The sequence below is a fragment of the Acidocella sp. genome, from assembly GCF_050253495.1.
GTDB lineage: Bacteria > Pseudomonadota > Alphaproteobacteria > Acetobacterales > Acetobacteraceae > Acidocella.
Genome location: NZ_JBFWIX010000034.1, coordinates 1 through 23,281, shown reverse-complemented (window position 1 = coordinate 23,281; position 23,281 = coordinate 1). Strand labels below are relative to the sequence as shown.

Here is a 23,281-nt window from a genome sequence, read left to right as displayed (position 1 = left end):
CGATCCGGCTCGATCGCAAATCGGTCGTGGTGGTCGATGAGGTAGGACTACTGGGCACGCGCCAATTGAATGCGATCGTGGCCCAGCAGGCGGCGCTAAAATTCCAACTGGTGATGATTGGCGATCCGAAGCAAATGCAGGCGGTGGAGGCCGGGCCGGTGATCGAGTTGCTGCGCCGGGCGTTGGGGGCCGATAAGGTGCCGGAATTAGGTTCTTCGGTGCGGCAGAAAGCAGAAGATGAGCGCGAGACCGTGCTGATGTTGCGCAATGGTCAGACCGAAGAGGCAATTCGCCGCAAAGATGAAAACGGCACCCTCAAAATTGTGCCGGGCGGGTATGAGGACGCGGTACAATACATTGCCCAGCTTTGGCGGCAACGGCGAGAGGCAAACAAAGATCGGCCGGAATTTATTATATCGGTGAGCGCGCCGAGTAACGCGGAGGCGCATGATATCAGCCGCGCCATCCGCCAGCAGCGCCGGGATATGGGGGAGATCGAGGCGGACATGATGACACTCCGGGCCACCGATGGCGCGGGGGAGCGGGACTATGAGTTGGCGCTCGCCTTGGGTGACCGGGTGCGGTTGTTCAGGCGGACCAATGCCAAGTTCACGGAGACCGGCACGGTCGGGAATATCGGGCGCAACGGCACGGTGCTGGAAATTACCGCCATTGATGAGGCTGGACTGACCTTGAAGACCATCACGGGAAGGGAAGGGCTTGTGACGTGGGAGAGCTTACGGGGCGAGCCAAATGGCAGAGTTCAGTTGGCCTATGGCGATGTGTTGACCACCAACACCGCGCAAGGGAGTACGGTTTCCGAGCATATTCATGCGATGCCGGCGGGCACGAAGCTGGTCTCGGCGTTCGGGGCCTATACATCGGGCAGCCGGCACCGGGAGCAGAGTTTTATCGTGACCTCGGAGGGGGCGGAGCGCACCGAGATCATCGCCCGGCGGCCGCTTGGCGACCGGCGCGGGATTGGGCGCACTGATGTGCTGAACAACGTTGTACGCAATTTTGCGCAAGCGCCCGAGAAGCAAGCGGCGCTGGCGCTGATGGAGCGGTCGGCCGGGTTGCGGCGCGGGGCGGTTCAGGCGGTGCAGAAGGTACACCAGACGGCGGAAGCGCGCGGGAGCGGCCTGGAGCGGCCATCGATGCTGCGGGAACGGATGTTGAGCCGCCGGATTGCGCTGGCATTTGAGAGAAAGCTGCATGCTTTGGCGACACAACTCCGGCGTCATGGTGAGGTGCTGGGGCGGGTGGCCCGTATCGGCGCAGATGTGGCAGAAATGCTTGTCAGCCTCAGCCGCCGCCAGGCGGCAAGCCGCCAGAGCGATATGGAATTTTGGCGTGAACTTGGCCAGCGGGCTGAGCGAGTACCCGGCTGGGAGAAGCAATTCCGGCAATCGCGGCGGCGCGGGCGGTGATGGTTGCGTCAAGGCTGTATTGTATAACGCGCTACAATTGTCTATGTTCCGCATATGACAAGAACCACAGCCATGACCGCCTCGCCCAAGCGCAAAGACCATCCGCTCTCGATGCGGCTGCCGGAGAGCGATATCGCGATTATCGACCGGGCCGCCGATTTGCGCGGGCGCTCGCGCACGGATTTTGTGCGGGAAGCTGCGGTGCGGGCGGCCGAGGAGGTGCTGATGGAAAGCACGCTGGTGCGCATGAGCCCGGAAGGGTTTGATGCGTTTATTCAAGCCGTCTCCGCCCCCGCGGCACCCGTGCCTGAAATGGTGGAAGCCCTGCGCCGTAAGGCGCCGTGGGAAAAAGATACTGCGAAGCGTTGATGGGAGAGGGGGTGCTCACCGCGCCGGAGCTTCTGCATGCCGGGCATGATGTGTCCTCGTTCTCCTGCGGCAAGCCCTCTCTCGACCACTGGCTGAAGACGCGGGCGCTGGCCAATCAGCAAAAGGGTTTCTCTGTGGTCATGGTGGTCCATGTGGCGGGCCGAGTGGTGGGCTATTACGGCCTGGCCCCCACCGCCGTTGTTCCAGCCAGCCTCCCGCGCGCGATCCGCACCGGCCAGCCGCCGAGCCCAATGCCGTGTATTCTGTTGGGCCAGCTTGCCACAGACACGGCCTGGGCGGGGCAGGGGATTGGCGTTGGGTTGCTCAATCACGCGTTGGCCCGCAGTGTAAATGGAGCCGCGTTGATTGGCGGGCGGGCGCTGATGGTCAATGCCATCGATGATGACGCCGCCGCGTTCTGGCGCCGCCGGGGGTTTATGCCGTCCAAAGACAATGCGCTCATGCTGTTCCGGTCGATCGGCGATATCTCGGCTTCGCTGGAGGCTGCAAGAGAGGTGGTGTGGAGAGTTGCCAACCGGGCGTCGCCACACACCACATCAGAACACCCAAAACGAAAGGAGAAAAGTCCGCCTTTGACCCCTTCATGAAACCCAAACCATAACCAATAGGCGGGTCATTCTCAGCGGAATTCCCAGGGTACTTCTCAGTGAAAGTCAACACGCACACGTCGAGATAGCGCTTACCATCACGAGAAGACGCAAGAACTACGCCGCCGCGAGACGGCGGCGCATTCAGCTGTCAGAGTCGCATGGTTCAGCTATTCTGGCTCCGGGATTCGTGAACCTCAATGGTCAGATGCGACAGGGATTTGAACCGGCCGAGGCGCTCGCGATAGTGGAGGGCTGTACGATCACTTGAGGTGGTGACGGAGAGGATCGCGCCCAGATGGCCAGGGCCGAGCCGCCAGAGATGCAGATCGGCGAGCTCGTCGCCGTCGTGCTCGATCGCGTCGCGCAGCTTCTGTTCCATGCCCCTGTCCGGTGTCATGTCCAGCAGGATGCCGCCCGTGTCGCGGATCAGCCCCAGGGCCCAGCTCGCGATCACGGCCGCGCCGACAATGCCGACCAGCGGGTCCATCCACAGCCAGCCGAAAGCGCGGGCCAGCAGCAGCCCCACGATCACCAGCACAGAAACCGCCGCATCGGCCGCGACATGCACCACGGCGGCGCGCATGTTGTTGTCCCGCCCGGCGGTACCGCTGGCGTGCTCATGTTCCTCGAACGTGACGTTGTAGGACTGATCGAAGAGTTTGACGTCAGCTGCGAATTCGTGCGGCTCGGGAATTTCATCGACGGATTCAAGATAGCCATCGCGCGTCACGAAGGCGAAGCTCTGGCGTGCTCCGTCGGGACGCACGGTCTCGATCATGGCGGCGTCGGCGGGGATGCCGAACCCACGGGCGGCGTACAGGCGGAAGCGCGGTGGCACGCCATCCTCGAAAACCTCCAGCCGAACCTCGCCAAAGGAAGTAGGGATGATGTGTTCGTCATCATGGTCATGATGTGCGTGGTTGTGTCCATGTCCATGCCCATGACTGTGCCCATGGTCGTGCCCGCCGGAAAGCAGCAGGGCGCTGACGATGTTCACGACTAGCCCGAGGCAGGCAATGGGGATGGCCTCAGCAAAATGGATCGGCACCGGGGAAAGAAAGCGGCTCACCGCCTCGAAGCCGATCAGCAGCGCGATCATGGCCAGGATGATGGCGCTGGTGAAGCCCGCGAGGTCGCCCAGCTTGCCGGTGCCGAAAGAGAAGCGTGGATCGCTCGCGTGCCGGCGGGCGTATCTGTAGGCAAGAGCGGCCAGCAGCATGGCCCCGGCATGGGTGCTCATGTGCAGCCCGTCGGCGACAAGGGCGATGGAGCCGAACAGCCAGCCGCCCAATATCTCCGCGATCATCATCGCGCCGCAGAGCCAGATCACCCACCAGGTTCGCCGTTCGCTGCGTTCATGATCGGCGCCTAGAAAGATATGGCTGTGGCCGGCCTCGGGCCTTAATTGGGTCTGCATCAGGGTCTCACTTCAAATAAGTGCGGACGACTTCGAGCAGCTGCTCGGCCGCGTCCTCGTTCAGGGCGCCGGGGTGTTTTTCGGCATCCACGAGATGGGTGAGGACATGGTCCTCGACTATCTGCGCCATCAGCCCGGCTGTGGCGCCGCGCATGCCGGCGAGCAGGTGCATCACCTTCTCGCAACTGGCATCGCTCTCCAGCGCGCGCTCGATGGCTTCAACCTGGCCGCGGATGCGGCGCACGCGCGCCAGCAGGCGTTGCTTGTCACGGACGGTATGGCTCATGCGGCTTGTATAGCCTCCCCCCCTATGCCATGGAAGACGCCCAACGAGACTGTGCCAGAGAGGATCAAGCTTGAGCGAGGCCGCCAGAAATTCAACTTTCCGCCGTGCGGTCTTCTGGGCAGGCACGTTCAACCTCGCCTATTTCGGCATCGAGTTCGCCGTGGCGCTGGCCATTGGCTCGGTCTCGCTCTTCGCCGACAGCATCGACTTCCTTGAGGACGCCTCGGTCAACCTGCTTATCATGCTGGCGCTGGGCTGGGGCCTGAAGCAGCGGGCGCGGCTGGGCATGGCGCTGGCCGGCATCCTGCTGGTGCCCGGCCTCGCCACACTCTGGATGGCCTGGCAGAAATTCCTCCACCCCGTGCCGCCTTCGCCCTTGCTGCTCTCGGCCACGGCCGCTGGGGCGATGCTGATCAACGCCACCTGCGCGCTCATGTTGGCGCGTCACCGCGCGCATGGTGGCAGTCTCGCCAAGGCCGCCTACCTCTCCGCCCGCAACGACGTGCTGGCCAACATCGCCATCATCCTCACAGGTATGGTCACAGCTTCCTTCTGGCGCTCGGCCTGGCCCGACCTGCTGGTCGGCCTCGGCATCGCCATCATCAATGCGGATGCTGCCCGTGAGGTGTGGTCCGCCGCCCGCGAGGAGCACAGCGCGGCGGCGTAGGGCACGCGGTTGGCTGCCTGCCGAGGGCGAATGGCTGACCGTCAAGTTCATCAATACCGGAGCGACGAACGTTGTATTCAGGCGAACCACGACCGGCCGCCCTTGGTCTGGCGGTTCGGGCCTACCCTTTGTCTCCCGCCGTGGCCTCCCGTCACCCTCCATCACCGTTGCACGCCCGAGGGAATTGTGAGGGGAAGTTGCCGGGAAGCGGACGGAGCTAGCTGCTTCGACGCTGGGGGGATATGCTTGCCGAGACCTGCTTTCGCAGAAGGGATCATGCAGCTTCTACTGGCCGAGGACGAACGGAAAACGGTCGACTACCTCACTAAGGGGTTGCGTGAGGACGGCCATGCCGTGGATGCTGTGTGTGATGGCGCGGATGCGCTGGCCCTGGCTTTGGCGAGGGAGTTCGACGCGATTATCTTAGACGTGATGATGCCCGGCCTCGATGGCTGGGAGGTGCTCAAACGTCTGCGTGCCGCCGGGCGGGCCACGCCGGTGCTGTTCCTGACCGCGCGAGATCATGTGGAGGACCGGGTGCGCGGCTTTGATCTCGGCGCCAATGATTATCTCATCAAGCCCTTCGCCTTCGCGGAATTGCTGGCCCGGCTGCGTAATCTGGCGCGTCTGCCCAAGGCGGTACCCGGCTCCAGCCTGATGACCGTGGGGGATCTGGAGATCGACACGCTGCGCCACCGTGTCAGCCGTGCCGGCATGGTGCTGCACCTTACCTCAAAGGAATATGCGCTGCTGCTGTTGCTGGCGCGCAACCAGGGGCGTGTGCTCTCGCGTACTCTCATCGCCGAGGCAATCTGGGGCCTGTTCCACGACCAGCAAGCCAATGCGGTGGACGCGCTGGTCCGCCGCCTACGCGCCAAGCTCGACACGCCCTTTGAAACGGCCTTGCTGCACACAATCCGCGGCACGGGCTATGTGCTGGATATATGATGCGCTGCTTCCTCCGCCCTGCCTCCGTCAGCGGGCGCTTGGCCTTGCTCTACACGCTGGGGGCGCTGTTGGCGGTGGGGTTGTTCGCGCTGCTTGCAAACTGGAAGCTTGAGGCGAATTTCACTGTCGCGCATCGGGATTTTCTCCAGGCCAAGGTCGCGGAGTTTCAGGATGATCTGAATGATGGCGGCGGCGAGCCAAGCCTGCTCATCAATGAAATCTTGAAGGAAACTGACGGCGCGCGCCTGCGCGCCTATGAAGCCAGGGTGCTGGTGGCGGGTAAGCAGGCGGGTGAAACGCCAGGCATGGCCACCATGCTGCCCGCGCGCTTATTTCCCGCCGTGCGTGGGGTGCAGAATCTAACACTCACCCGCTACCAAACCGGCAACACCTCCTGGCTGCTCACCAGCCTGCCCTTGCAAGGGTCACAGGGTCTGGTGCTGCAAATCGGGCTTGACATTACGCGGGACAATGCACTGCTAACGGATTTTCACCGCGCCCTAGCCGTGTTTTTCCTGCTGATGGTGCCGCTTTTGCTGGGGGCTGGGCGGCTGGCCGCCGCCCATGCGCTGGCGCCGCTTACGCGGATCGCCAAGGTGGCGCAGAGCATTACCCCCGCCCAGCTTTCCCGGCGCATTCCGCAAGACCCGCCATGGCCGCGCGAGCTGACCGGGCTGGTGCAGGTGTTCAACCAGATGCTGGATAATCTCGAGTCGAGTTTCGAGCGCCTCTCTCGTTTCTCGGCGGATATCGCGCATGAGCTGCGCACTCCGCTTTCCAACCTGAATGGCAGCCTTGAAATCTGCCTCACCCGCCCGCGCGGCGAGGCGGAATATCGCGCCGCCATTGCCTCCGCGATCGAGGACGCTCAGCGCCTCACCGGGCTCATCGAGAATTTGCTGTTTTTGGCGCGGGTGGAGAACCCCAGCCACGCGCTGCGCCTTGAGCGTTGCGAGGTGAGTGAAATCTGCGCCTGGGTGGCGGCGCAATACGAGGCTCAGTCCCGGCCCAAGGGGGTGCGCATCCGCATTGCGGGCGAGGCCACGCTCTATGCGGATACGCTGCTGCTCCGCCAGGCTGTGGGCAATGTGCTGGCCAATGCGGTGCGCCATGCGCCGCCGGGCTCGGAAATTGTGCTGGCCATCTCGGGCGGCCTTGCCAACGGCGTGGAGATTGCCGTTTCTGACCAGGGGCCGGGCATCGCGCCCGAGCATTTGCCCCGGCTGTTCGACCGTTTTTACCAGACCGACCCGGCGCGCGGCCACAAGGCGGCGCAAGGCTCGGGTCTGGGGCTTTCCATCGTGCGTTCGATCATGGAGTTGCATGGCGGGCGGGCGGAGATCGAGAGCAAGCCGGGGCATGGCACGCGAGTGACGTTGCATTTTCCGTCCATGGAGGTCTGAAAATGATAAAATTATCATCAAAATAGCGCCGTTCTGCCCGGCGGGCGCGCTTATCAAGGCTGGATGATTCGACGCTCAAGATCTACGCGGCCATTCTGGCTCATGCTGGCCGCGTTGGTCCTTACCGCGCAGGCTCCATCCGGCTGGGTAACGGTGCGGACCACCCAGCAGGCGCCCATCCTCTCCGGCTTCGCGGCCGTGCAGCCGGGCACGCCCGTCACCATTGCCGCCCTGCAACCAGGCGTGCTCACCAGCCTCTCTATCACGCCGGGTGAGACCGTGCAGCCGGGCCAGACCATAGGGTTACTTGGCGGGCCGCAGATCGCGGCGGCGCTGGCCACGGCGCAAGGGGCCAGCAATGCCGCCAATACCAACCTGGCCGCCGAGCGCGGTAAATTCGCGGATCATCTCTCCACGAAAGCCGCGGTGGCGCAGGCCGAGGCGGCGGCGAAAGCGGCGCGGGCTGATCTCTCGGCACTGCGGGCGGCATCCAACCTGCAAAGCCCGGTGGCTGGGCAGGTGCAAAGTCTCACCGCCGGGCCGGGGGCATCGCTCCAGCCGGGCCAGGCCATAGCGGTGGTGCAGCCCGCTGCCGGAGCGTGGGTGAAGGCCGTGCTTTTTGGCTCGCAGGCGGCCAGGCTTTCTCCCGGCATGGCGGCACGGTTTATCCCCGCCGATGGCGCGCCTGCAGTGTCCGTTACGCTGCGCGGCGTTCAGGGCACACAGCCCGATGGTGGGCTGGTGCTGGCCTTCTCGGGCACTGGCTTGCAGCCGGGCGAAGCGGGCACGCTCAGTCTCTCCTTGTCACCCCGCCCGGTGCTGCTAGTGCCCAGCGAAGCGCTGGTGCTGGATGACGGGCGCTGGTGGGTGATGCTGCATGACGCAAAAGGGGACCACGCCGTGCAGGTGGTGCCAGGCGAGGTGGAGGGCGCGCAAACCCCCATCCTTTCCGGCTTGGCCGCTGGAGACCAGGTGATCGTCCAGGATGCGGCACTGCTCTACCATCGGGGTATCGCTGCCCAATATCAGCCGCCGGATTAAGCCATGCCAGCAGCTTTGCTCCGCCTGCTTGGCCGCCCGGCTTTGTGGCTGATGATCTATGCCGCTCTGCTCGGTTACGGGTTGTTTGCCCTGTTCAATATCCCGGAAGAGGTACTGCCCGCCTTCAACTATCCCGAGGTGAGTGTGACGGTGCATCTGCCCGGCACCACCGCCACGGATATGGAGGCAATGGTGGCCACCCCGCTGGAGGGCGTGCTGCTCGGCCTGCCGGGGGTCTCGAATGTCCGCAGCACCATCAGCGACGGGCTGGTGGAGACCGATCTGCGTTTTGCCGACACCACCAGCGCACAGGCGGATTTGCAGGCGGTGAATGGCGCCATCGAGCGCGCCCAGACCAGCCTGCCGCCCGGCGTACAGCCTTTCACGCAGATCATGGGCAACGCCATCAACGAGCTGGCGGATTACGCCGTGCGCTTTGCTCCCGGCACATCGCAGGCAGAGGCGGCGCGGGCGGTGGCTATGCAACTGGCCCCGGCCTTGCGCGCGGTGCCGGGGGTGCAGCTTGTCACCACCGCCGGGCTGGGGGGCGAGGCGCTCTGGGTGCAGCCTAACCTACCCGCCATGGAACAGGCTGGGATTTCCGTGCAGGCTTTGCAACAGGCGCTGGCCGGACAGGCCATGCTAGTGCCGGGCGGCTCTCTCAGCCTCGGCCACACGGATTCCCTTATCACCTTCGGCAACGCCCCAACTGCCGGCGCGCTGGCGCAAGTGCCGGTGATGGGGCCGCACGGGCCAATCCCACTCGGCACCCTGGCGCGCATTGTTCACAGCACAGAGCCGGTGCATCAGCGCGAGTTGCTGGACGGCGAGCCCGCCATCGCGCTTACCATCTTCAAGCAACAGGGCGCTTCCACACTGCCCGTTACCCGGGCGTTATCTTCGGCCATTCAATCCGTACCAATGCCGCCCGGCGTATCGGTTGTGCCGATTTACGATCAAGGTCATCTGGTGGGCGCGACGAGCGATGATCTGCGCCGCAATCTGCTGATCGGCGGCGTGCTGGCCATTGCCGGGCTACTTGCCGTGTTGGGGGTGAGCAGCGGCGCCTGGCTGCTGGCGCTGTCCCTCCCGGCCTCGCTGCTGCTGGGCATCGCCGGGCTGTACGCAACCGGGCAGAGTCTCAACCTGCTTACCTTTGGCGCCATCATCGTCGCTCTCGGGCTGGTGGCGGATGATTCCATCATCGTGCTGGAGAGCATTTTTCATCGCTGGGAAGCTGGTGATGACACCTGGCCCGGCATCTGGCGGGGCCTGCGGGAGATCATGGCGCCGGATATCATCGGCACGCTCACCACCATTCTGGTCTTCGTGCCGCTGCTGTTCACCGGCGGGCTGGCGGGGCTGTTCTGTGTGCCTTTCGCGCTGGGCATGATTTTCTCGCTCGGCGCGTCGCTGCTGGTCTCGCTCACGCTGATCCCGCTGGGCCTCGGGCTGCTGCCCCGCCATGCCGTACGCCCGCCGCGTGTAGCCAATGCGTTGCTCCTGCGGTTGATGGGCTGGAACCGCCATCTATTCCGCCTCGCCTTGGCCTATCCCAAACGCGCCGTGCTTACCTGCGGGGCGCTGCTGCTGCTCAGCCTGGGGGCGATGAGCCTGGTTTCGGTGAATGTGCTGCCGCTGCCGAATGAGGGCGTGCTACTGGAATCCTTTACCCTCGCCCCCGGTACCTCACTGGCGGATACGGATGCGCTGATGCGCCGCCTCTCCGCCCGGCTGGCGAAAGATCCGGCGGTAGAGCATGTGCTGGCGCGTATCGGCTCGGCCGCTGACTCCACTTATACGGAGCCCGCCTATGCCGGAGAGATCACCATCTGCCTCAAGCCAGGTGCTGGCGGTGCCAGCCTGGACGCCATCGCCGCCCGGGTGCAGGCCGAGACGCAATTCCCCTCGCTGCAAACCGGCATCGACACGCCAACCATCGAGCGGCTGGGCGAGAGCCTGAACGGCCTGCCGCAGCCCTTCGCGCTGGATTTGTACGGCGACGATCTCAGCCAGATGACGGAAACCGCCCAAGCGATCGCGCAACGGCTGAGCCGGGTGCCAGGACTGAGCGATTTGTTCAACGACGAGGGCTACCCTGAAACGCAGTTGCGCATCACCCCGCGCCCGGCCGCGCTCGCGGCGGCGGGGATGACCCCGGCAGGCTTAAGCGGAGAGGTCTCCGCCCTGATGGCCGGGCAGATTGCGGCCGAGCTGCCGGATGGTGCCGCGCCGTTGCCGCTTTATCTGCGCCTGCCGGATGCGCATCTGCTCTCACTGGCCCAACTCGACGCCCTGCCGGTGGGGCCGGGCAGTGCCACGCCGCTGGGCGCGCTGGCGGATATTTCGCTCGTCACCAGCCCCAACCAGTTCATGCATATAGACGGCGCGCGGGCGCTGGAAATTCTCGCCACCCCCACCACCGCGCCCAATCTCGCGATCGCTCAGGCGAAGCACGCTTTGGCCGGGCTGAAGTTGCCACCGGGCGAGCGGATCGCTTTCGGTGGCCTCTACCCGATGCTGGAGCACGCCGCCTTGGGGTTGGGGATTGCCGCCATCGCTGCCATCGCATCGCTGGCCTGGGTGCTGTTTTTGCGCTTCTCCGGCCGGCGCGTGCCGCTCTTGCTCCTCGCGCAAATCCCGCTGGCGATGACCGGCGGCGGGCTGGCGCTGGCGGTGAGCGGGCTGGGGCTGAACGGCATCGGGTTGATCGGCTTCCTGGCCTTGGCCGGAGTCAGCCTGAACCATGGCGTGGTGCTGTTGGACCGCGCCCAGCGCAACGAGACCGAGGGCATGAGCCCGGAAGAGGCCATCGACGAGGCGTTGAATGTGCGTTTCCGGCCCATCTTCCTCACCACCGCCGTGGCGATTCTGGGCATGCTGCCCACCGCCTTGGGATTTGGCACAGGCGCCGCGCCTGAGCAGGGGCTGGCGGTGGTCATCGGCGGTGGTATTCTCTGGAGCGCGCTGCTCTGCACCAACCTGCTGCCGGCGCTTTATCTGGCTGGGCGCGGCGAGCGGAAGCCGGAGAACCAGCCATGAAGCGTGCTTTTGTGCTGGTCTTGGCCGGGCTTTCCAGCTGCGCCACCTATCATTCCGCTCCTTTGCCAGGCATGGAGCCAGTTGTGGCCCCGCTGCCCGCCACAAAGCCCTTAACATTGACGCAGCTTGCCGCCCTGGCCGTGCGGCGAGACCCGGACCTGACAGCCGCACGGGCACAAGCCGGCATTGCCCAGACGGAATTATTGGCGGCCGGAACGCCGCCCAATCCCTCGCTTTCCATTGGGTTCGAGGCGCTGCTGGGCGGCCCAGCCTCCATGTCTTCCATTGCCGGCAGTCTGGTGGAAGATGTCTCGCCGCTCATCACCCGCTCAGCCAACGTAAATGCCGCCAAGGCGCATCTGCTGCAGGTGAATGCGGGCATTCTCTGGCAGGAATGGCAGGTGGCGGCACAGGCGGAGCAGCTTGGCGTGACTTTGACCGGCGAGGCCGCCGATTTGGCGAGCCTGCACAGCGATGATCAGGCGCTGACAGCGCTGGAGCAGGATGTGCAGGCACAGACGGCGGCGGGTAATCTCACCCAGCAGGATGTGTCCGCCACGCAGATCGCGCTGGCCACGCTCCGCACCGCGCTCAATAGCGAGGAACAAGCCCAGGCGCGGGATGAAGCGCAGCTCGACGCGCTATTGGCGCTGTCGCCCGGCACCCCGATAGCATCGGCGCCGATCGATGTGGCGCAAATTCCCCCAGGGCTTCAGCAACAGGCATTGGCGACCTTGCCGCAGCGCCGGCCGGACCTGCTGGCCCTGCGCTATGGCTATACCGAAGCTGACGAAAAACTCCGCGCTGCGATCCGCGGCCAGTTCCTGCCCATCAGCGTCGGCGCGCAAGGCGGGCGCGATACATCAGGCGTGACCAGCGCCGGACCACAGGTTACGTTGTCTTTGCCCTTGTTCAACCGCAACCGCCCGGCGATCCAAACTGACGAAGCCACGCGCACCGCCCTGCGCGCGCAATATGCGGCGAGTCTGGCCGCAGCCCGGAACGGCGCCGAAGCGCTGGGGCAAAGCATAACCATGCTGCAACATCAGAGCGCGCAGGCGGATCAAGCCGCCGCGCAGGCAGCCGCCATCGCCGAGGATGCCCGCCATAGCTTTTCCGCAGGAGGGCTGGATGCCAGCGCGGAGACCGATCTCATCACTGCTGCAGGCGACCGTGAGCGTGAGGCGATCCAACTGCGTACGCAGCTGCAAACAGCCGAAGTTTCTCTGGCCACGCTGCTGGGGCTCGGTTTGCCCGTTCATGGCCGAGCGACTCGCTAACCCGCTACCCGAAGCGCAAGTATCCCGACATTGCAGGGCCATGCGCCCTTTGCGATGCTGTGCAAAGCCATTTTCGGGAGAGGGTTCTGAATTGCCGACTGGTCTGACATGGGTGCACCAGGGGTTGCGATGGGCCGCAGTACCCGTGTGGCGGCTAGCCTATGGTCTTTACGAACGTCAGCTTGAAAAACAGGTGCGGGCTTTGCCAATGCCCGGCCATGTCGGCATCATTCTCGACGGCAACCGGCGCCATGCGCGCGAGGCCGGCGTACAGAGTCCGGATGCGATTTACCGCCTCGGCGCAGCAAAGCTGGATGATATCCTGACCTGGAGCGTCGACCTTGGCGTGCGCAGGGTCACGCTTTGGGTATTTTCGCCTGACAATCTGCGCCGCCCGGAAGCCGAAGTTGGCGGAATTTTCGGCGCGGTCGAGACCAAGATGCGCGCACTCGCCGCCGATCCGCATATCCGCCACAAAGGCGTGCATATTACCGCCATGGGGCGCCGCGACCTGCTACCCCCCGCTTTGGTGGAGGCTCTCGACGCGGCTGAAACCGCGACACGCGGCAACGACCAAATCACCGTGACATTGGCGATTGGCTATGGCGGACGCGAGGAAATTGCCGATGCCGTGCGCGCCCTACTGGAAGATTACGCGGCCCAGGGTCTCTCCACGGCGCAGGCCGCTGTCCTGGTCTCGCCCGAGACAATCCGGCGGCATCTTTATCTGGCAGATGTGCCCGACCCGGATCTGATCATCCGCACCAGCGGCGAGGTGAGGCTTTCCGGCTTCATGCTGTGGCAGAGCGTGCATAGCGAGCTGTATTTCTGTGACGTGAACTGGCCGGTGATGCGCCGAATCGATTATTTGCGCGCCATCCGCGCCTACCAGCGCCGCGAGCGGCGTTTTGGTGTCTGAAAGGCGGCGGCTTTCCCTATGAACCTCATCCACAGCTTCATCTCCGCTATCGTCATCTTCGCTGGCGGGCATCGACTGCTGGCTTACGGCCTAGCCTTCCTGTTGACGGCAGCGGAAGCGTTTCCTGTCGTTGGTGCCTTGGTGCCCGGCACGGCGGTCATCGTTGGGCTTGGCGCGCTGGTGCCAGGCGGCGCGCTGGCGATGTGGCCGCTGATCGGCGTCACGGCCTTCGGTGCCCTTGCGGGAGATGGTCTCTCCTACTTGTTCGGGCGGCATTATAAGCAACGCGCCATGGGGATGTGGCCACTGCGGGCGAGACCGGGCCTATTAGCGGCGGGCGAAGCGTTTTTCGCCCGCCATGGCAGTAAGGCGGTGCTGATTTCCCGCTTCCTGCCTGGTGTGCGGGCCGCAATTCCCATGGTGGCTGGCATGTCGGGTATGTCCGCCGTCCGGTTCTACGCGGTCGATATATGTTCCGCCGTGCTGTTTGCGTTGGCGCATATCTGGTTCGGCATGGCGCTTGGCGCCTCTTTGGCCATTCTCCACGCCATTGCTGGCCGGCTGGTCGTGCTGGTCCTCATTCTGGTGGCAGCACTGGCGCTGGTGGTGTGGCTGACGCCCCTGGCCATCCGGCGGACCATCGGACTGGTGGCGCGCCTGCGCGGGCCAGTGCTGCAGTGGGCTGAAGCGGGAGACGGCTGGGCCCGGCGGCTGGTCAGCTCGGCGCTCGACCCGGAGCGGCCAGAAGCGCTGGGCCTGCTGGTACTGGGCGCCGCCCTTATCGGCGGGCTTTGGATGTTCTTCGGCGTGTTGCAGGATGTCATCGCCGGAGATCCGCTGGTGCGGGCGGATGCGGCGATCTTCCATTTTCTGCAATCGCTGCGCACGCCTGTGATCGATCAGGTGATGGTGGCCATCACCGAACTCGGTGACGCGGCGGTCGTTATCCCCGTTCTTTTAGTGACGTTGGTTTGGCTTGCCTGGCAGCGTGCCTGGCGTGCGGCAATTTACGGGTTTGCCGCGGTAGCTGGCGCCAGCCTGTTCGCATTCCTGATGAAGATCACCCTGCAGCAAACCCGTCCGGACGCGATTTTTGCCGGGTGGAATTCTTATTCTTTCCCTAGCGGCCACGCCACGGCCAGCGCAGCTCTCTATGGATTTTTGGTGGTGTTGATCTGCCGCGAGGTGGGCGTCCGAGCCCGGGTGGCGGTCACACTCGCCGCAGTCCTGCTCGTGGGCGCCATTGCCTTCTCGCGGCTCTATCTCGGCGCGCACTGGCTTTCGGACGTGACGGCGGGATTGGCCTTCGGCGTAGCCTGGGTGGCATTGCTAGGGATCGTCTATTTACAGCATGCGCGCAGGGAGGTGCGCGCCCCTGGTCTCGCGACGGCGGGGCTCGCCGTGCTGCTCGTGGCAGGTGGGCTGCATATCGGAACCAAACACGCCGTGGATATGCGACGCTATGCGCTCACTTTGCCCGTGCGGGAGATGTCCCTCACGGATTGGCGCCACGGCGGATGGGCCAATCTGCCGGTGTGGCGTGTCGATCTCACCGGCGATTATGAAGAGCCGTTTGTTCTGCAATGGGCAGGATCCTTGGCGCCCTTGAAAGCCACCTTGCTGAAACATAGCTGGCAGGTGCCGGTACCGTGGAATTTGTCGTCATCTGCGGAATGGCTATTGCCCAACGCAAAGGCAGACGCACTGCCCGTGCTGCCGCATCTCGATAATGGCCGGTCAGAGGCATTGGTGATGATTAAAACTGGCGGCAACGTGCCGCTCGGCCAGCGGTTGATTTTAAGGGTTTGGCCTTCCGGCACGGTGCTGACCAACGCAGGACTTACGCAGCCGCTTTGGATTGGCACTGTGGTTGCGGAGAAAGTGGAGCATTTGACGCCATTCGCCAGCCTTGTCGATGAGCGGAATGACGTGAACGGCGCTTTGCAAACGCTCCGAACCGCCTTGCCGGGAATAGAATTGGAAAATCGTTCTCCCACAGTGCCGGAATGGAATGGTGAGGTTTTGCTTGGACAGTCTTAAACCGCTTAACTGATCCGTTGCGGTGCTGGGTGCAACCCAGCACGTTGCGGCAGAGCGACAATCAGCAAGAGCATCGCACCAATGAGCACGGCGGAGGCTCCCATTCGGCTCAATTCAAGCCCGCCTTGGGCCAGGGGTTTGTCGAGCAGGTCGCCAACCGTGGCGCCTAGCGGACGGGTGAGGATGAACGCCGCCCAGAACAGCATGACATGCGAGATGCGGGTGAAGTAATACGCCGCCGCAATCAGGACGATCGCCGCGCCGAACACCACGGCGCCGCCACCAAAGCCAAGGCCGTTGCTATCCGCCATCCAGTCGCCCAGCGCCGTTCCCAGAGTCTGAGAGAACAGGATGGTGATCCAGTAGAAGGTTTCAGTGCGGGGCGTCGCCACGCGATTCACTGAGACGCTGCCTTCGGTCCAGCGCCACACGGCGAATGAGGTGGCTAAAAGCAAGGCCAGGATAAAGGAACCGCCGGCATAGCCGATGCCGAGCGAGCGGTCCGCGAAATCCGCCATGGTCGTGCCAAGCGTGGTGGTGGCCACGATGGTCAGCCAGTAAAGATAGGGGTTGAAGCGCGCGGCGCGCATCTGCCCGGCGACTGCCACCATGAAAATCGTAGCGAAAATAACGGTGCCGGTGGCATAGCCAAGGTGCATTGACATCGTCACCGCGTCGCCACCTGTTTCGCCGAGCGTGGTGGCAAGAATCTTGATGATCCAAAAACTCAGTACAACTTCGGGCACCTTGCTGAGCCCCTGTTTGACAATGCCGGTCATAACGCCCCCTTTTATCCATGAAATAGCCTGCGCCGATGCGTATCGGAGCAGGCTATCTGGCCATCAGCTTTGGTCAGTCGGCGTTCGGGCCTTCGACACTGTTCTCGAGCACGGCACCGGTCACAGCATCGACGCCGACCTCATGCGTCGCCGCTCCGGACTTGATGTCGAACGAATAACGCAGGCCGCTGCCGCCAGATTCCTTCTCCAGCTCTTCATCGGCAATGGTCCCAGGCTGTGCCTTCAGCGCAGTTGCCCGCGCCGCATCGATGCTGATTTTGGTGCCACCGGCCAAATCCTGGCCGGTATAGGCGAGCGCCGGGGCAGCAAATCCGGCCAGGATCGCAAGAGCACCAAGTGTGCGGGCCGGGTATGAAAACTTCATCGTCATTCTCCATCAACAGTTCAATCGCAGCGTCGGTCTCGCCGAACGCCTCGCAATCCTTTTGCCGGAGAAGACTTAGGTGAAACTTAGCTCCTCACGCCGGGCATGGTCACGCGCGCCATAACGCCGGTCATGCCATCTGTGCGGTTGCGCACCTCAAGCCCGAAGCCATGGCGATCGGCAATGCGGCGCGCGATGGCAAGGCCCAAGCCAGTCCCCTCCGCCGCTTCGGGGGCCGCTCGAAAGAAACGTTCGAAAATATGTGCTTCCGCACCTGCGGGGAAACCGGGGCCGGTATCCAGCACTTCCGCGCAAAAACCGCTCTTGGTCCGCCGCAGGCACACATCGACCTTGCCACCCGGTTGCGTGTAGATCAGCGCATTTTCGATTAAATTACTGAACAACGTGCGCACTTCATTCTCGGCGCCGTTGATCATGACCGGCGGGACAATTTCCGCGCCCAGATCAATGCCTTTACGCGCGGCGCGCGCGGCGTGATCCGCAACGCAGTCGAGCAACAAGGCGGCGGCATCAAATGGGATACTGGCAGGACGTTGCGGCTCGTCGAGCCGGGCAAGACGCAGGAGTTGATCCACCAGCTGAGCGGCTCGGCGCGCGCCTGCCGCCAGCGCGTCCAGCCGCGCGCGGGCCGGCGGCACCTCGACGGTGAGGTTGCCGATCTCGATTTGCATCGCGGCGACCGGTGTGCGCAGCGTATGGGCGGCATCGGCGAGGAAGCGTTTTTGCGCCATAAGCGCATCGTGCTGCCTCAGGATCAGGCCATTCATGCCGGTTACCAGCGGCGTCAGCTCGACAGGGATATCCGTAAGCGGCAAGGGCTCTTTGGCCATGGTGCTGCGCGTGGCGAGTTCGGTGGCCAGAACATCGAGCCGCCGCAAGGTGCGGTGCAAAGCCAAACCCACCACCAGCCAGGAAAGCGGAATCAGCAGCAGCACCGGCAGGGCCGCGCCGATGGCGGCATTGCTGGCGATTTCATCGCGCACGGTCACGCGCTGCGCCACTTCCACCGTCTGGGCGGTGCCCCGCAGCGTATAAACCCGCCAAGCTTCGCCGTTGATCTGGGCGCTGGAAAATCCGGACGCCGGCGGGATTGGAATGGCCACGCCGGGAAGGGACTGATGCACGATCTGCCCTTCCGCATTCCAGATGGTCACGGCGAAACGATCCTCCGGGTCTTGATCAGGCGCGGCAGGAGCGTTGGCCGCGGCTGGCCCCGGACCAGCGTTCAGGGCGATCTGGCGAAGCTGCCCATCAAGAAAATCGGCGGTCTCGCTTTCGCTGTCCAGATACGCCACACCGGCGGCGATCAGCCCGGCGACGGCAAGGAGCACGGTCACCCAGATCAGGGCTGTCCGGCGCAAGGAGGGGTGGTGGCTCATTTTGGTACCATCCACCCGGCGCCGCGGATGTTGAGAATAACCCCCTTGCCGAATTTGCGGCGGACGGAATGGATCAGCACCTCCACCGCGTTGCTCTCCACCTCCTCGCCCCAGCCGTAAAGGCGTTCTTCGATTTGTGCGCGTGAGAGGATGTGCCCGGGCCGTTCCATCAGCGCCCGCATCAGCGCGTATTCCCGCGCGGGCAGAAGCTCCGTCCGTCCGCCATGGGAAAATTCATGCGTGCCTGTATCGAGTACCGCCTCTCTTGTGCTCAACCGCAATGTGGCCTTTCCGGCACTACGGCGCATGAGGGCACGCATGCGGGCCAGTAGTTCGGGCACCTCAAACGGTTTGACCAGGTAATCATCGGCGCCGAGATCCAGCCCTGCGACCCGGCTCTCGACGGCATCCCGGGCAGTAATCACGAGCACGGGTGTCTCCACCCTCTGCCGCCTGGCGGATTTCAGCACGGCCATGCCATCCATGCCGGGCAGGCCGAGATCCAGCAGCGCAATTGTATAGGCGGTGTCATGCAGTGCCTCCTGGGCGGTCAGACCGTCTCTGACCCAATCCACCGCCATCCCAGCCGCCTTTAGCGCGGCGACCAGGCCGGCGCCGATTAACGCATCATCCTCGATTAGCAATACACGCATGTATGGAGCTTGAGCCAAGGCCATGGGCCGGGCAAGGCTCTGTGCCTGGCTGAGAGGGGACACTCCTGGGCAAAGCCTGCCATTTTGCGGCATAACGCGCTTGTCATGCTGGAGAATAGTCCCGCCACCCCCTCGAACCTCCCTATGGGCTTATCCAGCGCGGAGGCGGGCCGGCTGCTGGCCGAACATGGCCCCAATGCGGTTGCCGAGCCCAGGCGCAACCCCCTGACGGCCTTATTGGGCCATTTCTGGGCGCCCGTGCCGTGGATGCTGGAGGCGGCGGTCTTGTTGCAGGCTCTCACCGGGGCCTATCTGGAGGCGGCCGTTATTGCCGGACTCCTCCTATTCAACGCAGCGCTATCCTTTGCGCAGGGGAGGCGGGCTGATACCGCGCTCGCCGCGCTCAAATCGCGCTTGGCGCTCACGGCCTCGGTCCGGCGTGACGGCGCCTGGCTCACCCTGCCCGCGCGCGAGATTGTTCCCGGGGATTTGGTAAAGCTGTCCCTCGGTGCGATCGTGCCTGCCGATGTGCGCCTCGCCAGCGGCAATGTGCTGCTCGATCAGTCGATGATCACCGGAGAATCGCTGCCCATTGACGCTGGCATTGGTGCAATAAGCTATGCGGGTTCTATGGTGCGCCGGGGGGAGGCGCAGGCGCTTGTGATTGCTACCGGCGCGCGCACCTATTCCGGCCGGGCTGCCGAATTGGTGCGCATTGCCCATGGGCCCAGCGCAGAACAATCCGCGATCCTCCGCGTTGTACGAAATCTTGCCGTGTTCAATGGTTTCGTGCTGCTGCTGATGATCGGCTATGCGCGCGAACATGACATGCCGGTCACGCATCTTATCGCGCTTACGTTGACCGTTATTCTGGCCACCGTTCCAGTCGCTCTGCCGGCCACCTTCACCCTTGCCACGGCGCTTGGCGCGCAACGCCTTGTCCGCCGCGGCGTGCTGCCAACACGCTTGTCCGCCGTGCACGAAGCCGCCGCCATGGATGTCCTCTGCGCCGACAAGACGGGCACATTGACCCAGAATCAGCTCCACGTAAGCGCGGTGCGAGCCTTTGGCAGCGATAGCATGGTCAGCGTTTTGGCCCTGGCCGCCGCGACGAGCAGCGAAGGCGGCAAGGATGCCGTGGATTCGGCGATCCGGCTTGCCGCACACGAAAGCGGAGCCGCGCCACTGCCCATACGCCGCTTCGTTCCCTTTGATCCTGCCCGGAAAGCATCTGAAGCGCTGATATGGCAGGATGGTGCCGAACGGGTGGTGATGAAAGGTGCATACTCGGCGCTGGCGGCTGTCACAACGGTGCCCCCAGAGGCAGCACGCATGACTGATGAACTCGCGGCCGACGGTAATCGTGTACTGGCCGTAGCCTGCGGACCAATGGGCGCACTGCACATCGCGGGGCTTGTGGCTTTGAGCGACAGCCCGCGTGACGATGCCGCGCCGCTGATTACCGAACTGGTCAATCTCGGCGTTGCCACTGTGATGGTAACGGGTGATGCCGCCGCCACTGCCGAAACTATCGCACACGCTGTCGGCATCGACGGCAATATATGCCCGGCAGGTAGCATTCCCACCCAAGTTGCACCGGACGATTACGCAGTCTTCGCGGGCGTCTTCCCCGAGGACAAATTCCGCCTTGTCAAAGCCTTTCAAAAGGGCGGCCATACGGTTGGCATGTGCGGTGACGGTGCGAACGACGCGCCAGCCTTACGGCAGGCGCAAATTGGCATCGCCGTGGCTACGGCTACCGATGTTGCGAAAGCCGCGGCGGGGCTGGTGCTGACCGAGCCAGGGCTTGGCGGGATCGTGACCGCGATCAAGGAAGGCCGGGCCACGTTTCAACGCATTTTGACCTATACCATGAACGCGCTGCTACGGAAGGTTGAGCTGGTGCTGTTCCTTGCCGCTGGCCTGCTGATGACCGGCCACGCCGTGCTGACGCCCATGTTGATGGTGCTGCTGCTTGTGGTGAACGATTTTCTGACCATGTCGCTCACGACCGACCGCGCCCATCCATCCCCGCGTCCAGAACTCTGGAGGATCGGTCCAGTCAGCGCGGCGGCGGTGCTGCTTGGTTTGGTCAAGCTGGTATTCCTCATCGGGGTGCTGGCCTTCGGGCATTTTGAGCTGAATCTGGAGATCGAACCGCTTCGCACGCTTGCCTTCTTCACCATGGTGATCGATGCCCAAATCACTGTCTACACAGTGCGCGAACGCCGGCGGATGTGGTCATCCATGCCCGGCGGCTGGGTGCTGGCCTCCAGCGCGCTGGATATTAGCATTGGCACCCTTGTCGCGCTGACCGGTTGGCTGACACCGCCGCTAAACGCCCTGCTTCTCATGGAAATCGCCGGGGCAGCGGCGCTGTTCGCCATTCTGTTCGATGCATTGAAAGCCCCTCTTTTCAAATGGCTGGGAATCGCATGAGCATTGCGCTTTCCTTGCCCAACATGACCGAGATCAATCGCGGAATCCTAAAACAGCCTCTGAACGACATCATCTGATACAGAACGGAGAAACGCCCATGACCTATCATTTTTTGGCCACCATACAATTGCCCTTCGAAGACGCTTGATCTTGTCAAGAATGACAAGGATTTTTCGGGCGCGCTTGGCTTCCTTATCTCCTGGCCGGACCTGAACCGCGCGGCGGCTCTGGTGCTGGAGCGTAGGCGCGAGTTGGACGGCGATCGGTATGAAATCCTGACCCCGGCATCTGAGGCGCTGGCGGGCAAGCACAAGCTGGCGGCCGTACTGCTGCTGCGGGCGATGATCGATTTCGCGCTCACCCACAACCGTTCCAGCCGCTACAAGCACGCCGCGCGGCATTTGCTGAGCTGCGCCAGCCTGTCCGCCCAGGGGGAGACGTTCGGGGGATTGGAACCGCACGATGCCTATGTGGCGCGGCTGCGGCGGGAGCATGGCCGCAAGAACGCGTTCTGGAGTCTGGTGGCGTAAGGTCCGGCCCAGTGGCGTATAATTTTGAGAATCAACTTCGCTAATCGTCGCCAGAGAAGAGGGGTTATTGCCATATGGCGTTATATGGAATACATATAGCCATATGACAGGATCCGCTCATGTCTGTGTTTAGCCAGATCGCCGTTGCACCGAAGCCCTTTTCCTCTGCCCCGATCACCGATGAAGAGGCAGGCGCCATGTTCCGCGCGGCATTGAACCTCTTCCGCCTGTGGGGGGTGACAGACGACCAGGCCGCGATCATTCTTGACTTGCCCCGCCGTACCTTTGCCCGCTGGAAGACAGGCGAGATTGGCCGGATTGGCCGTGACGGCAAGGCCAGGCTCTCCAACCTCATGGGGATCCACAAAGCCTTGCGGATTATTTTCAAGGAGCCGGCGCGCGGCTATGGCTGGATCAAAGCCCCGAATGCGGCATTTAGTGGCCGCTCGGCTTTGGATGTCATGCTCCATGGTGAGTTAACCGATCTCATGCGTGTGCGGCATTATCTGGACGCGGAGCGTGGCGGCTGGTGATCGACCCGTCGATCGTACCTATCTCGCCGGTTCATTGGGTTGGTGCTAGGCGGATCATCCGTAGCCTGTATCCGCCTGTCGATTTGTTCGAGGATATTGCCGATCCAGAAGATTGGCCCTTGTTGATCGCCGCTGAGCAGAAAACCAATCCGCGCCTTATGGAAACGATCGGTGCCCTTGATCTCGTACCGGTGACGCGGCGTGTTTCCGGGCCGGGGGCGGGTTACCTCATGGCCCCCTTCACGCATGTCAGCTCTGAGCGGCCGAGCCGGTTCAGCGTAGGGGCTTATGGCGTGCTGTACACCGCGCGGACATATGAGACGGCCCTGTTTGAAACCATTCACCACCACGCTTGCTTTATGGCACAGACCGGCCAACCGCCTGGCTGGACCTCGCAATTCCGGGAGCTGGTGCTGGATATTCGGGCTTCACTCCATGACCTGCGGGGCGGGATTGCCGCATTCGCATCCGCACTAGACCCGGATGATTATACTATGGCGCAACAACTGGCCGCGGCGTTGCGGGGCAGTGGATCTGAGGGGCTGGTCTACCCCAGCAGGCGCGACCCTGACGGTGTTTGTGTAGGGCTGTTTTATCCGGATCTAGCCTCGCCGCCTGTGCAAGGGCGCCATATTGATTATCACTGGGATGGTACTCGCGTTGATTTGGTCCGCGATGCGGGGACAGGGGAAGTTTTTCGGTTGAAGGAATGCTGAAAGGGCGGGAGCAAACGAGGGCCAGATATGTCCGCATTTTGGGAAGTTACATCTTTCAGCCTGCCCGGAGTTTTTGGGAGGCCAATGGGAAGTTTGGGTACGCCTCGCGTTAAGCGGTGCGGGCGTTGTGTCTAGGTTGGCCAATTAGGGCATTTTGAGCCAAAAATCGAAACGAGCGAGGATTTTTAAGTGTAGTATTTAAGGTAGTGCACGCGCGGTTTCGAAAGATAGAAGAATATACTTGATTAAATTTAATGCCATTCCGTCTCATAACCTGAAGGTCATAGGTTCAAATCCTATCCCCGCAACCATCTTTACTTGCTTGGTAATTTCGCCGACGTCGGCCGGCCCCATCGGTCGTCCGTCCGGCCGCAAGTTATGATGGGTGCGCCC

21 protein-coding genes are annotated in these 23,281 nt (G+C 63.3%); 15 read left to right on the top strand and 6 right to left on the bottom strand.

The genetic code is table 11. From position 1 onward, the window contains the following. The 3 genes from AB7D48_RS16695 to AB7D48_RS16685 form a co-directional block, all read left to right on the top strand. Nucleotides 1-1,430, top strand: a 1,430-nt coding sequence (locus AB7D48_RS16695; RefSeq protein WP_427981517.1) for an AAA family ATPase, incomplete at its 5' end; no start/stop codon positions are given. Nucleotides 1,431-1,484: 54 nt separating this feature from the next. Further along, nucleotides 1,485-1,799 carry a DUF1778 domain-containing protein gene (locus AB7D48_RS16690; protein WP_427981514.1) on the top strand — a complete coding sequence of 105 codons (315 nt, stop codon included), beginning with the start codon at nt 1,485-1,487 and terminating at the stop codon, nt 1,797-1,799. A gap of 11 nt (nt 1,800-1,810) precedes the next feature. Further along, the gene (locus AB7D48_RS16685; protein WP_427981512.1) at nt 1,811-2,407 is read left to right on the top strand and encodes a GNAT family N-acetyltransferase; all 597 of its coding nucleotides are present in this window, start codon (nt 1,811-1,813) and stop codon (nt 2,405-2,407) included. 166 nt (nt 2,408-2,573) lie between these two features. On the opposite strand, the gene dmeF is transcribed toward AB7D48_RS16685, so the two are convergent. After that, entirely contained in the window at nt 2,574-3,827 is a 1,254-nt protein-coding gene (dmeF, locus tag AB7D48_RS16680; RefSeq protein ID WP_427981510.1) for a CDF family Co(II)/Ni(II) efflux transporter DmeF, read from the bottom strand. 7 nt (nt 3,828-3,834) lie between these two features. Next, nucleotides 3,835-4,113, bottom strand: coding sequence for a metal/formaldehyde-sensitive transcriptional repressor (locus AB7D48_RS16675; protein ID WP_427981508.1), 279 nt, complete (start codon nt 4,111-4,113; stop codon nt 3,835-3,837). Between the two features lie 70 nt (nt 4,114-4,183). Here AB7D48_RS16675 and AB7D48_RS16670 point away from each other — a divergent pair, with 70 nt between their 5' ends. The 8 genes from AB7D48_RS16670 to AB7D48_RS16635 all read left to right on the top strand — a co-directional run bounded on the left by AB7D48_RS16670 (nt 4,184) and on the right by AB7D48_RS16635 (nt 15,453). Beyond that, entirely contained in the window at nt 4,184-4,780 is a 597-nt protein-coding gene (locus AB7D48_RS16670) for a cation transporter (RefSeq protein WP_427981506.1), read from the top strand. Between the two features lie 276 nt (nt 4,781-5,056). After that, nucleotides 5,057-5,728, top strand: coding sequence for a heavy metal response regulator transcription factor (locus AB7D48_RS16665; protein ID WP_427981504.1), 672 nt, complete (start codon nt 5,057-5,059; stop codon nt 5,726-5,728). Further along, nucleotides 5,728-7,131 (top strand): heavy metal sensor histidine kinase, encoded by a 1,404-nt coding sequence (locus AB7D48_RS16660; protein ID WP_427981501.1) that lies wholly within the window; start codon nt 5,728-5,730, stop codon nt 7,129-7,131. The genes AB7D48_RS16665 and AB7D48_RS16660 overlap by 1 nt, the downstream gene beginning before the upstream one ends. A gap of 102 nt (nt 7,132-7,233) precedes the next feature. After that, nucleotides 7,234-8,172 carry an efflux RND transporter periplasmic adaptor subunit gene (locus AB7D48_RS16655; protein WP_427981499.1) on the top strand — a complete coding sequence of 313 codons (939 nt, stop codon included), beginning with the start codon at nt 7,234-7,236 and terminating at the stop codon, nt 8,170-8,172. A 3-nt stretch (nt 8,173-8,175) separates the two neighbouring features. Beyond that, nucleotides 8,176-11,214 (top strand): efflux RND transporter permease subunit, encoded by a 3,039-nt coding sequence (locus AB7D48_RS16650; protein ID WP_427981496.1) that lies wholly within the window; start codon nt 8,176-8,178, stop codon nt 11,212-11,214. After that, nucleotides 11,211-12,494 (top strand): TolC family protein, encoded by a 1,284-nt coding sequence (locus AB7D48_RS16645; RefSeq protein WP_427981493.1) that lies wholly within the window; start codon nt 11,211-11,213, stop codon nt 12,492-12,494. The genes AB7D48_RS16650 and AB7D48_RS16645 overlap by 4 nt, the downstream gene beginning before the upstream one ends. 91 nt (nt 12,495-12,585) lie before the next feature. Further along, nucleotides 12,586-13,413, top strand: a complete 828-nt coding sequence (uppS, locus tag AB7D48_RS16640) for a polyprenyl diphosphate synthase (protein ID WP_427981491.1) — start codon at nt 12,586-12,588, stop codon at nt 13,411-13,413. Nucleotides 13,414-13,431: 18 nt separating this feature from the next. Next, complete coding sequence (locus AB7D48_RS16635) at nt 13,432-15,453, top strand: phosphatase PAP2 family protein (protein ID WP_427981488.1); 2,022 nt, start codon at nt 13,432-13,434, stop codon at nt 15,451-15,453. Between the two features lie 5 nt (nt 15,454-15,458). Here AB7D48_RS16635 and AB7D48_RS16630 read toward each other — a convergent pair whose 3' ends face one another. From AB7D48_RS16630 to AB7D48_RS16615, 4 genes are all read right to left on the bottom strand, one after another. Continuing rightward, a complete protein-coding gene (locus tag AB7D48_RS16630; protein ID WP_427981485.1) occupies nt 15,459-16,232 on the bottom strand; it encodes a COG4705 family protein in 774 nt (257 codons plus the stop codon). 73 nt (nt 16,233-16,305) lie between these two features. After that, complete coding sequence (locus AB7D48_RS16625) at nt 16,306-16,623, bottom strand: PepSY domain-containing protein (protein WP_048880619.1); 318 nt, start codon at nt 16,621-16,623, stop codon at nt 16,306-16,308. A gap of 80 nt (nt 16,624-16,703) precedes the next feature. Next, complete coding sequence (locus AB7D48_RS16620) at nt 16,704-18,017, bottom strand: ATP-binding protein (protein WP_427981483.1); 1,314 nt, start codon at nt 18,015-18,017, stop codon at nt 16,704-16,706. Next, nucleotides 18,014-18,670 carry a response regulator transcription factor gene (locus AB7D48_RS16615; RefSeq protein WP_427981480.1) on the bottom strand — a complete coding sequence of 219 codons (657 nt, stop codon included), beginning with the start codon at nt 18,668-18,670 and terminating at the stop codon, nt 18,014-18,016. Before AB7D48_RS16615 ends, AB7D48_RS16620 begins: the two co-directional genes overlap by 4 nt. Nucleotides 18,671-18,814: 144 nt before the next feature. On the opposite strand from AB7D48_RS16615, the gene AB7D48_RS16610 reads away from it, so the two are divergent. From AB7D48_RS16610 to AB7D48_RS16595, 4 genes are all read left to right on the top strand, one after another. Then, nucleotides 18,815-21,109, top strand: coding sequence for an HAD-IC family P-type ATPase (locus AB7D48_RS16610; RefSeq protein ID WP_427981478.1), 2,295 nt, complete (start codon nt 18,815-18,817; stop codon nt 21,107-21,109). 104 nt (nt 21,110-21,213) lie between these two features. After that, nucleotides 21,214-21,639 (top strand): DUF6880 family protein, encoded by a 426-nt coding sequence (locus tag AB7D48_RS16605; RefSeq protein WP_427981520.1) that lies wholly within the window; start codon nt 21,214-21,216, stop codon nt 21,637-21,639. Between the two features lie 119 nt (nt 21,640-21,758). Further along, the gene (locus AB7D48_RS16600; RefSeq protein ID WP_427981475.1) at nt 21,759-22,172 is read left to right on the top strand and encodes an MbcA/ParS/Xre antitoxin family protein; all 414 of its coding nucleotides are present in this window, start codon (nt 21,759-21,761) and stop codon (nt 22,170-22,172) included. Next, nucleotides 22,169-22,888, top strand: coding sequence for an RES family NAD+ phosphorylase (locus AB7D48_RS16595; RefSeq protein WP_427981472.1), 720 nt, complete (start codon nt 22,169-22,171; stop codon nt 22,886-22,888). The genes AB7D48_RS16600 and AB7D48_RS16595 overlap by 4 nt, the downstream gene beginning before the upstream one ends. The last annotated feature ends 393 nt before the right edge of the window (nt 22,889-23,281 follow it).